At 27.6% G+C, this 11,723-nt stretch carries 11 protein-coding genes; 1 reads left to right on the forward strand and 10 read right to left on the reverse strand.

Features of this window, described 5'->3' with window-relative positions:
• Positions 1 to 5 precede the first annotated feature (5 nt).
• The 10 genes from HMPREF0629_RS05020 to HMPREF0629_RS05065 form a co-directional block, all read right to left on the reverse strand.
• Positions 6 to 2,537, reverse strand: a complete 2,532-nt coding sequence (locus HMPREF0629_RS05020) for a ribonucleoside-diphosphate reductase subunit alpha (RefSeq protein WP_009222266.1) — start codon at positions 2,535 to 2,537, stop codon at positions 6 to 8.
• A gap of 166 nt (positions 2,538 to 2,703) precedes the next feature.
• Entirely contained in the window at positions 2,704 to 3,255 is a 552-nt protein-coding gene (locus tag HMPREF0629_RS05025; protein WP_009222267.1) for a DUF6648 family protein, read from the reverse strand.
• A gap of 110 nt (positions 3,256 to 3,365) precedes the next feature.
• Positions 3,366 to 3,791 (reverse strand): hypothetical protein, encoded by a 426-nt coding sequence (locus HMPREF0629_RS05030; RefSeq protein ID WP_009222268.1) that lies wholly within the window; start codon positions 3,789 to 3,791, stop codon positions 3,366 to 3,368.
• Positions 3,792 to 3,805: 14 nt separating this feature from the next.
• Positions 3,806 to 4,699 (reverse strand): TIGR01212 family radical SAM protein, encoded by an 894-nt coding sequence (locus tag HMPREF0629_RS05035; RefSeq protein WP_036728686.1) that lies wholly within the window; start codon positions 4,697 to 4,699, stop codon positions 3,806 to 3,808.
• Positions 4,689 to 5,141 carry a peroxiredoxin gene (locus HMPREF0629_RS05040; RefSeq protein ID WP_009222270.1) on the reverse strand — a complete coding sequence of 151 codons (453 nt, stop codon included), beginning with the start codon at positions 5,139 to 5,141 and terminating at the stop codon, positions 4,689 to 4,691. Before HMPREF0629_RS05040 ends, HMPREF0629_RS05035 begins: the two co-directional genes overlap by 11 nt.
• Entirely contained in the window at positions 5,138 to 5,458 is a 321-nt protein-coding gene (locus tag HMPREF0629_RS05045) for a DUF1292 domain-containing protein (RefSeq protein WP_039856657.1), read from the reverse strand. Before HMPREF0629_RS05045 ends, HMPREF0629_RS05040 begins: the two co-directional genes overlap by 4 nt.
• 19 nt (positions 5,459 to 5,477) lie before the next feature.
• The gene (locus HMPREF0629_RS05050; RefSeq protein ID WP_009222272.1) at positions 5,478 to 6,929 is read right to left on the reverse strand and encodes an aminoacyl-histidine dipeptidase; all 1,452 of its coding nucleotides are present in this window, start codon (positions 6,927 to 6,929) and stop codon (positions 5,478 to 5,480) included.
• 100 nt (positions 6,930 to 7,029) lie between these two features.
• Positions 7,030 to 8,370, reverse strand: a complete 1,341-nt coding sequence (locus HMPREF0629_RS05055; protein WP_009222273.1) for a GTP pyrophosphokinase family protein — start codon at positions 8,368 to 8,370, stop codon at positions 7,030 to 7,032.
• 92 nt (positions 8,371 to 8,462) lie between these two features.
• Entirely contained in the window at positions 8,463 to 9,224 is a 762-nt protein-coding gene (locus HMPREF0629_RS05060; protein WP_009222274.1) for a peptidylprolyl isomerase, read from the reverse strand.
• A gap of 61 nt (positions 9,225 to 9,285) precedes the next feature.
• Complete coding sequence (locus tag HMPREF0629_RS05065; protein ID WP_009222275.1) at positions 9,286 to 9,483, reverse strand: cold shock domain-containing protein; 198 nt, start codon at positions 9,481 to 9,483, stop codon at positions 9,286 to 9,288.
• Positions 9,484 to 9,877: 394 nt separating this feature from the next.
• Here HMPREF0629_RS05065 and glmS point away from each other — a divergent pair, with 394 nt between their 5' ends.
• Positions 9,878 to 11,704 carry a glutamine--fructose-6-phosphate transaminase (isomerizing) gene (glmS, locus tag HMPREF0629_RS05070; RefSeq protein ID WP_009222276.1) on the forward strand — a complete coding sequence of 609 codons (1,827 nt, stop codon included), beginning with the start codon at positions 9,878 to 9,880 and terminating at the stop codon, positions 11,702 to 11,704.
• Positions 11,705 to 11,723 lie beyond the last annotated feature (19 nt).

Consider the following 11,723-nt stretch of genomic DNA (forward strand, 5'->3'; position numbering starts at 1 on the left):
TCCTCCTATGCAGAACATGTATCACACTCTTCTACTTCCAATGATTTGCCTCTCACATAATAAATTGATTTTATCCCCATTTCATTAGCCGAAATTAATAAATTTAAAATTTTTCTCATTGTATAATCTGTTGTTATATACAAATTCACAGATTGCCCTTGATCTATATGCCTTTGTCTGATTGATGCAGCTCTTATTATCCAATCCTGATCTACTTCATGTGCATTTTCATAATTCCAAAATGTTTTAGCATTAAGTCCAGGTGCAACTCTTGGTATTATTGAACCTTTTTTTTCTTCTAAAAAATATCTTTTCATAACCGGATCTACTCCTGCAGATGTTCCTGCAATTATAGATGTTGATCCTGTAGGTGCTATTGCCATCAAATAAGCATTTCTAAGTCCATTTACTCTTACAGATTCTTGTAAATCTTTCCACCTATTTGAAGAATAATCTCTTCTTCTAAAGTACTCTCCACTCTCCCATTCAGATCCATTAAAATATTTATAAGCTCCTTTTTCTTTTGCTATTTCACTACTTGCTTTTATTGCAAAATAATTTATATTCTCATAAATTTTATCCATAAATTCTAAATGCTCTTCTGACGAAAACATTATTCCTCTCTGTACAAGTGCATGGTGATAACCTGATGTACCAAGCCCTATTGCTCTATATTTTTGATTTGTAATTTCAGCATAGGGAACAGGATAATAATTCAAATCGATGACATTATCCAGTGCTCTAACTGTAATAGATACTATATTTTCAAGCTCTTTCTCATCTTCTAAATTTATATTTCCAAGAACTAAAGATGCTAAATTACATACTACAAAATCTCCCGCTTTAGTAACTTTTGTAATATAGGAATCTTTATTAATTTCTTCTATTCTAGTATCCATAGTCTCTATAGCCTTCATATTCTGCATAATTTCTGTACATAAATTTGACGAATATATCATACCAACATGTTTATTAGGATTAGCTTTATTTGCTGCATCTCTATTAAATGTAAACGGCGTTCCTGTCTCTGTGAGTGAAACTATAATTAATCTTATCATATCTTTAACTGAAATAGTTCTTCTTGACAGCTTATTATTATTTACACATTCATAATATCTTTTTTCCCACTCATCTCCATAGTAATCTTCAAGCTTATATCCCATAATCTGCTCAATTTCATGCGGGTCAAATAAATACCAAGTTGCCTCGATATTATTTTTTGCAAGTCTCCAAAATAAATCCGGATATGAAACAGCAGGAAATACATCATGAGCCTTTTGTCTATCATCTCCATTATTTGTTCTTAATTGCAAAAATTCAGGCATATCCTTATGCCAAACATCAAGATAAACCGCAACAGAACCTTGTCTCACTCCAAGCTGATCTACAGCCACAGCAGTATCATTTGTAAGCCTTATCCATCTTACAACTCCTCCTGCAACTCCTTTAAATCCTCTTATATCAGAACCTTGAGATCTTACTTTCCCAAAATATATCCCCATTCCTCCTCCATGTTTTGAAACTTGTGCAAAATTATCTATCGTTCTATATATTCCAGTCAAAGAATCAGGTACTATATCAATAAAACATGATGACAATTGATGATATGGTTTTCTGGCATTACTCATAGTAGGTGTTGCCACTGTTATTTTAAGAGTAGATAAAATATCATATAGTTTCTTTGCAAATGACACTTTATTATTTCCTTCAGGAATTGCAAGATGCATTGAAATTCCCATAAACATTTCTTGAATATTTTCAAGCACATTCCCTTCACTATCACGAATTAAATAGCGCTTAACTATCAAATCAAGTCCAGAATAATTAAATAATTTATCTCTGCTTGAATCCATATATACCTCTAATTCATTTATATCTTCTTCGGTATATTCTTTTAATATATAATCTCCATAAAGTCCTTCATCAGTAAGAGTTTTTATTTTATCGTAAAAATTCTTAATTCCTCTCTTTTCTGAATTTTGTTTTATAGAGGAATTATTATCATATACCATAAATCTTGCAGATATATACTCCCAATTAGGAGATTCTTTACTTGTAAGTTCTGCAGCAGCCTTAATAATCGCTAAAAGATATTGTCTCTGAGTCATATCTTTTTTTAAAAATGAGTTCCATTTTAAAAATAATTGTTCTATATCATAATGAGTTCTATCAAAATCATTTTGTATATCTCTTATAATATCTATTACATTGTTATCTGTTATATACTCTGAAAACTTTTCAATTATTTTTCTATTCATAGTATGCTGAGCTCTATATAATATATATGACTTAACAACTTCATATTGTCTGTTTTCTATTAAAGTAATTTCTACTAAATCTTGAATTTCCTCAACAGTAGCTATATGATTTGATGGAAATTTATTCAATAAAAGATTTTCAACTGAACATGCCATTTCATTTATTACATTTTCATCAGGCTCTCTATCCAATGATTTATACGCTTTTAAAATAGCTTTTTCAATTTTATTCCTATCAAATTCAACTAATCTGCCATCTCTTTTTTTTATATTAAACATTTACCTTACTCCTCCGATTAAATAATACACTATATATAGTATACTATTTAAGTAAAATATACAATATGTGTTAAGGAATTTATTTAAATTATTTATATCACTAAATATAACATTGACATGAAGTTTTCTATATATTAAAAGCTTAAGTTCAAATGAACTTAAGCTTTTAATACTTCTCATTTATATAATTTTCAATTAAGGAAATTCTAACATCATCATGAAATACTTCATTTTCCCTTAAAACATCTAATAACCATTTTGCTTTAGAGTGAAATATAGCTTCTTTTTTATCTTCCAATACTATCTCATATAAATTATTTTTTAATGAATTTGAATTACATTTTATATAATAACTATTAATATTTTCAAAATTTTGAATTTTTAAAATAGATAATACACACTCATCTTTTTCATGGTAATATTTATTTCCCATATTCAGATAATAGTTATAATATTTTGCATGTTTTTTAGTATTTCTAACTTCATTAGCAAGCATTCTATAATATTTAGCCATTCCATTATAATACTGATAGTTATACATTCCCTTTTCATAAGAATCTAACTTTAGAAAAGGTTTTGCATTTATAGATAAAAAATAGTCATAATTATATTGCAGAAATTCACGCTTAGTTATATCTCCATTAGTATATTGCATTATCAAAAAAGATCTATGTTCAAAAAATTTTTCAAACAATCCTTTTTTTCTAATAGAATCCAATTTTTACACCTTTCTAATTCAAAACTTGAAATAAAAATGGTACAACCATAACCAATACAAGTATTATGGCAACAATTCTTACAAAATTTTTATTTCCCAATAATATCACCTTATTGTGGAGTTACTTCTAAAGAATTTTCTTTTAAAGACTCCGGAATATCGCTTAGTACATAATCAACATTAATGTAAATTTCTCTATTCTCTATGTCTTTAACTTTTTCAAGTTTATTTTTAATAAACTCAAGGTCTTCAATATTTAATTTTAAAACTTTATATATTCCATCAATATAAATCTTTTGAAGATCATAATCCATTGCCATTAGACCACAAATAAATCCATAGAAAGACTCAACATTATTTAATCTATAATCTGTTGCATTTATAAGCCTTACATTATAATCAAGACTAAAAATATGATCATCATCAACTTCTACAAAAGCAATGTTTCCATTTCCGCTTTTAAAATCTTCATTTGCATTATTAATTAACCATCTTGTCTTTCCTGAACCCTTTGTACCTAAAATATACTTAATCATATTATCATACCCTTTCATTTATACTGACCTTGATAAAAATTTTTATCAATCATTTCTTTTTCTATATCATCTCTTATTTTCCACCAAGAAGTATTCCAATTACAAAATAAACTATTTTCTTCAGGAGCTCTACCTATAATTCTCTGAATAACTATTCTTTTATCTAAATGTTGAAGAAATAGTATAACCCTTTTTTTATATTCTTCCAAAGAAATCAAATTTATTTTTCCTTCTTTATAAAGCTTCCCCATCATAGTATTTTCTAAAATATATAAAGCATGTAGTTTAACTTCATCAACTTGTAGAGCATTTAAAATATGTGCTGTTTCTATAACATCTATCTCATCATCATATGGTAAATTTAGTATTACATGAGTACATACTCTAATATTTCTTTTTTTAGCTCTATTTACACCATCAATAAATTCCGCTAATCCATGACCCCTATTTATCTTTTTTAAAGTCCTATAATTTGCAGTTTGAAGTCCTAATTCTAATGTAATAAAAATATTTTTATTTATCTCTTCTAAGAAATCCAAATATTTATCCGAAATACAATCAGGTCTTGTTGATATTGATATTCCTACAATATCATCTATCATACATTCATATATATTTACTTTAAATTTTTCAAAATCTAAATAAGTATTGGTAAAGTTTTGAAAATATGCTATAAATTTTTTCGCCTTATATCTATTTTCTATAACAGCTTTGTCTTTGGTTAGTTGTTCTTTTATTCCTCCAAAGTTATTTTCAAAACTTCCACCTTCTTCACCACAAAAAGTACATCCTCCATAGCCAAGACTTCCATCTCTATTTGGACAAGTTAAATTTAATTTTATGGGAAGTTTATAAACTTTTTCTCCAAATTTACTTTTTAAATAATCTGAATATTTATTATAAAGCATTGATGTATTCCAAAACTTCCGCTGCATGCCCTTGAGCTTTTACATCTCTATATTCTTTTATAAGATTTCCTTCTTTATCAAAAATAAACGTAGATCTTATGGTTTTTATAACATCTTTGCCATACATCTTTGCATTTTTTAATACGGAAAATTGTGCATGTACAGTTCTATCAGGATCAGCTAATAATTCATAAGGAATATTTTCCTTTTCCTTAAATCTTTCATGACTTTTTACGGTGTCTTTGCTAATTCCTACTATTTCACAATCTAACTTTTTAAACTCTTCATAATAAATTGAAAATTCATTGGCCTCTAAAGTACAGCCACTTGTATTATCTTTCGGATAAAAATACAATACCAAATACTTTCCATAATAATCTTTTAGGCTTACAATTTTTCCACTAGTAGAAGAAAGTTCAAAATTAGTATTCAAATAAATCACTCTTCCTCTACATAAAGTGCTTCAAACTCTTTTGATACTTTATTAAATAACTCTTCATCTTCAATCACATTTAATTCAACTTCTTCATTTTCTAATTCTTTAAAATCGTATATTAATATCTCTTCTCCATCTTCTTCATTAGCAGGAAGAAGTGCAATATACGATCTTTCTTCATAATCAAAAATTCCAAGAATTACACATTCAAGTTCAGAATCATCATCAAGAGTTAAAACTATAGTTTCAAATTCCTCAGCTTCATGTTCATGTTCGTGATCATGTCCACAACAGCAACATCCATTTTTCTTTTCTTCTGTCATTGTATTACCCTCCATAATTTTATTTTAAATTTTTTAATATCTCAATAACAAAGTTGTATACTCTATTAGTAGATTCAATTTCTAAGTTTTCTCCAGGAGCATGCGGACCATGTATATTAGGTCCTATAGAAAGCATATCAATATCCCCTATAGTCTCTTTGAACAATCCACACTCAAGACCGGCATGTATTGCCTCAAGTTTAAGTTCTTCTCCTGTTATTTCTTTATAAGCTTTTGCAGCAACATCTCTCAAATGAGAAACATCTTTATATTCCCATGCAGGATATTCACTCTGAACACTATATTCTGCATTGCATACTTTAGCACATACCTTATGTCTATCACTTATTTCATCTCTTAACGATTGTAGTGCAGATCTTATATTTGTAGTTATTATGATTTCATCTTCAAAACTTTCTATAACACCAACATTAACCGAACTGCCAACCAAACCGTCAATGTCTTGGCTCATACTTTGTACTCCATTTGGAAGTATATTCAATAAATTTATTATATTTTCTTTAATTTCTGTTTTTAATACACTTTCATAGTTGCTTGTCTTTTCAAAATTTAATCTGACATCAGGATCAACCTTACCAAGTTCTCTAACAAAATTTCTATTTAATTTTACTATCAAATCCTGTATTCTTTTTTTATCATCAGGTTTTATTGAAATTATAGACTTAGCCAATCTTGGTATTGCATTAGGCTTCGCTCCTCCGGATATATCTACTAAATCAATGTCAAATTCTTTATTAATTTCATATAGACTTCTACCCATCAATTTATTAGAATTTCCTAATCCTTTTTTTATTTCTTGTCCTGAATGTCCACCTTTTAACCCTGTAACAGTAAGTTCATAAAATTCTCTTGAATTTCTTGCTTTCTCAAACTTCTTATCAAAGCTTAGAATATCCCTTTTCCCTCCTGCACATGCAACACATGCTACACCTTCTGATTCAGAATCAAGATTTAGGAGCATTTTACCTTCAAGCATTTTACCATCAAGATTATGAGCTCCTGTCATTCCATTTTCTTCATTAGTTGTAATTAAAACTTCAAGAGGCGGATGTGCTATTTCGTCAGATTCAAGAATAGCTAATGCCATAGCAACGGCAATTCCATTATCTGCCCCTAAAGTAGTTTCTCTTGCTATGATAATATTTCCTTCAACTTCAAATTCAATAGGATCTGTATCAAAATTTATTGTACAATTATCAGCTTTCTCACATACCATGTCCATGTGACCTTGAATTATCAAAATAGGAGCATTCTCATAACCTTTAGAGCCATCTTTTTTAATTACTATATTATTGTTAACATCTCTTAAACATTTTAAATTATGAGACTTCGCAAAATTTTCTAAATAATCTGCAATTTTTTCTTCTTTTAAAGAACATCTTGGAACTTTTGTAATTTCTTCAAAATAATAAAATACCCTCTTCGGTTCTAAATTAGTTAATTTATTCAAAATATTCCTCCTTTACTACTAACTATTATACTCTATACTCAATAATAGTTCATTACTTATTTAATCAAATTAAACAATAATTTTAAATTAATCGTAACAATTACTCTTCATAATTTTCAAGCCGTGCAATAAGCTTTGAAGATATATAATTTGCTGAAATATCTTCTTCAAACGCTATCTCATAATATCCTTTTTTAATTTCATTAAGGCAGAATTCTATTAAATAATTAATTGAATAATTATTTTTAAATCTGCTTGAAATAAATTTTAAAACAACATCTTCAACATAATTTACTTCATCTTTAGAAAGCTTAAACTTATCAGCCATATCTAAAAATACGAGTGAATATTTATATCTTAAAAAATATAGAAAATCTTGTAAATTTTCTTCATATCCGCTATTTTCTATCTGATAAAGTATTTTCATAAATAAATGCCATGAAAAATCTTTATTCATTATTTCAATAATAGTATCTGATATTTGATTCATAAAAGAATCATTGCACTTTATGGACTTATTAAATTCTATATACTCCCCTATATTCATTTTAGAATAATCAATTTTATTTATCTTATTTATCAAATTTATAAAGTTTTCCCCAAATGATATCTCTTTTTCTTTTACCGCTTTCATTTGAAGATATTCCACTATAAAATCTATTGAGTTTTTGAAATTAAACACAAATCCAAAGTCATCTTTTATCTTATTACTGAAAACATCATGTATTATCTTTGATAATAAATAATTAAGCTGTTCTTTTGCCGATTCCTCATCACTTGCATCAAGACTTGAAACATGATCATATAATATCATAAGCTGTTTATCTACCATATATAGAGAATCTTTAATTGATGCCATTATATCTTTAAAAAAACCTTCATTAATCATATAATTGTAATTCTTATACAAAATTTTATGGTCTATTTCCCCCCAAAATACATTAACCATCGATTTTATTTGAAGTTCAAATCTAAAAAAATTCTTCCCATATTTATAAATACCATCAATTTTGTATATTTCAAATCCATTTTTTTGAATTTGTGGCTGTTTTTCAGAAAGTTTTAACATTATAGGACTGTCATCTATTATTTTGTAATAACCGTCACCAACATATGTATTAAATTTCTGTCTAATAATATTAAATAGCTGTTCTTCTTCTTTTATAAATCTACATTCCAATCTTATACCTATTAAATCCGATAAATCTAACATCATAGTTTCAGGTTTCTCATATTTTAAGAAAAAATTATTTTTTATAATTTTTTCTCTCAAACTATTCTCAGATTTAATCCTGTATGTTATATTTAGAAAATTATCATCATCACAAAGTATATCTTTTAAAAGTTTAATAGCATTTTGAGCAATTTCATTTAATACTTCATCATAATTATTTAATAATTTAATGCTATTATCAACAAAATTAAAAAGTTCTATTTTCATTTTATCCTCCTAATATTTGTCTCTTTTATAATTATACCCTTTATATAAATTTTTTTCATTTAAAAAAATACAATAAAATAAAAAACCGGAAATTATTTTTCCGGTTCTATATCTAAAACTTTTATATTGTGTTTTTGAGAAAGCTCTCTGATTTTATTCATATATATTTTTTGTTCTTTATATCTTTTAACTTCTTTTATAACATCATCTCTAACTTCACTTAATGTATGTTTTTTTGAAGGTATTATTTTATTTAGCTTTATAATATGAAATCCAAAATTTGTTTTAACAGGTTCTGATATTTCTCCTTCTTTCATAGAAAAAACTTTTTCATCAAATTCACGAACCATTTGTCCTGAATGAAATACTCCGAGATTTCCTCCATTATTCTTTGAAGGACACATTGAATTATTTTTTGCAAGCTCTTCAAAGTTTTCTCCTGCTAATATTTTATTATATAATTCATTGGCTTTATTTTCATCTTCAACTAAAATATGACTTGCATCTACAGAATTCGGAACATCATAATGCTCAGCATTTGCATTATAAAATTCCTCTATCTCTTTTTCACTGGGTGAAACATTTTCAAGAAGCTTCCCTAATGCGTATGTTTTTAATAAAGAGGCTTTAGTTCTTTCTGAAACTGTAACAAATTCTTCATCTTCGTCAAGTTTATTTTCAATAGCATCCAAATATAATAGTTCTTGATAGATTAATTCATCAATTATTTCTTTTTTCTTATCCCCATCTGTAAAATAAGCTCTAACCTGAGGATTCAATGACTCCATAAAAAAATTAAAATCATCCATAGTTATTTCATTACCATCTACAATAGCTAAAACTTTCTTTTCCATATATAACCTCCCAATATAACCAATAAGGTAATTAAAAAAGCAGCTATGTGCTGCTTTTTAATTATAATATAACGATATTTTCTGCTTGAGGACCTTTTTCTTTTTCCACAACATCAAACTCAACGTCTTGGCCTTCCTCTAAAGTTTTAAAGCCTTCTTTTTGAATTTGTGAAAAATGAGCAAATACATCCTTGCCATCTTCAGCAGTTATAAATCCAAATCCCTTTTCACCGTTAAACCATTTTACTTTACCTTTCATTTAGTACCTCCTATTTCCTTCAATCCTTTGTAAAATGCAGAGAAACTAAATTTAATAAAGTAAGTCAATCATTTTCAAATTCATAAAGTTATTAATACTTTTATATATTAACATTAAAAAATGAAATATTCAAGTATTCTTTTAATTTTAAAATCTAAGTAAAATCAAACTTAGTCTATACTTTATTTACATAAAATTTTATATATGCTATAATTCAAGCAGAGATAAAAACTAATAAGCGCCTGATCCGATAAGGATGACGAGGTTTGGAGTTATCGAAATTTTCGGCGGATGCTCCAAAGGTATCACAGCCTAAGTATTCTTTAAAAATTAAGAGTAATCTTATAACAAAGAGAATTCAGTGAATCTCTAAATATTTTTTTGGAGGTTAATTATGTGTGGAATAGTTGGATATTGTGGTAAATTAAATGCCACAGATGTAATCTTAAATGGGCTTGAAAAACTTGAATATAGAGGATATGATTCTGCAGGTATTTCAGTAATTACTCAAGATAATATGATTACCATTAAGCGTGCAGGAAGACTTAAAAATTTAAGTTCTGCAATAGCAGAAAGACCATTTACAGGAAATGTTGGAATAGGACATACAAGATGGGCAACCCATGGAATTCCGAATGAAGTAAATGCTCATCCTCATTTAAATAACGATGAATCTATTTCAGTTATCCATAATGGTATAATAGAGAATTTCGTAGAATTAAAAGAAGAGTTATTGAATAAAGGATATACTTTCAAGTCAGATACAGATACTGAAATAGTAGCTCAACTTTTAGATTATTACTATGATGGAAATCTTTTAAATGCAGTTGTTAGAACTATAAAAAGATTGGAAGGTTCTTATGCTCTTGTAATTATTTCAAAAAATAATCCAAATGAGTTAATTGCTGTTAGAAATGAATCTCCTTTGGTTCTGGGAATAGCAAAAGATGGATATATTGTAACTTCAGATATTCCATCAATACTCGAATATACAAGAGATGTTGTATATCTTGATAACGGTGAAATAATTTACGCAAATCTAAATAAAGGTTACAAAATATATAACACAAATCTAGATGAAATAAATAAGAAAATTTCTACAATAGAATGGAATTTAGAAGCAGCTTCAAAAGAAGGCTTTGAACATTTCATGATAAAAGAAATTTTTGAACAACCTAAGGCTATCGAAGAAGCTATAAGAAGAAAGCTTAAAAATGATACTATAAACATATCGGACAGCTCTTTTTCGAAAGAAGAACTTGAAAAATTTAACAAAATATATATAGTTGCATGCGGGACAGCTTATCATGCAGGTCAAATAGGAAAATTTGCAATTGAAAAGTTTGCCAAACTTCCAGTAATAACTGACATAGCATCTGAATTTAAATTTAATTCAAACTTTGTTGATGAAAAAACATTAATTATATTTGTGAGTCAATCTGGAGAAACTGCTGACACTCTCTCCGCTTTAAGAGAAGGAAAAAAACATGGAGCAAAAACTCTTGCTATAACAAACGTAGTTGGATCATCTATTGCAAGAGAAGCTGATAAAGTTTTATACTGTTATGCCGGCCCTGAAATAAGTGTAGCATCTACCAAAGCATACACTACACAGCTTATAGCTTTATATTTTTTAGCTCTTGATTTTGCTAAAAAATTAGAAACTATGAATGAAAATAAAATTCTTGAGATAATTTCAGAATTAAAAAGTATTCCGAACAAAATAAATATAATTTTACAAAACACTACAATCTTTGAAAATATCGCAGAAAATATCAAAAATTCAAAATCAATTTTTTACACCGGAAGAGGCATTGATTATATAACTTCAAAAGAGGGCGCTTTAAAACTTAAAGAAATATCTTATATTCATACAGAAGCATTCCCTGCCGGAGAACTTAAGCACGGTTCTATTGCATTAATTGAGGAAGGCACTAATGTATTTACTGTTGCTACGCAATCTAATCTTATAGAAAAAACAGCTTCAAATATTCAAGAACTAGCTGCAAGAGGAGCTAAAGTATACTCTATTGCACTTGAAGGAAATACTTTACTTGAAAAAAATTCAAATGCAGTAATTTATATCCCTCCTACAATAGATATATTAACTCCATTGTTAACTGTAATACCTGAACAGCTAATAGCATATTATACATCCGTTTCTAAAGGAAATGATGTAGATAAACCAAGAAATTTAGCCAAAAGTGTAACTGTCGAATAATAAGCAACTTAATAAAAAA

Origin of the sequence: Peptoniphilus sp. oral taxon 386 str. F0131 (assembly GCF_000090945.1) — a bacterium.
GTDB classification, from domain to species: domain Bacteria; phylum Bacillota; class Clostridia; order Tissierellales; family Peptoniphilaceae; genus Anaerosphaera; species Anaerosphaera mikwangii.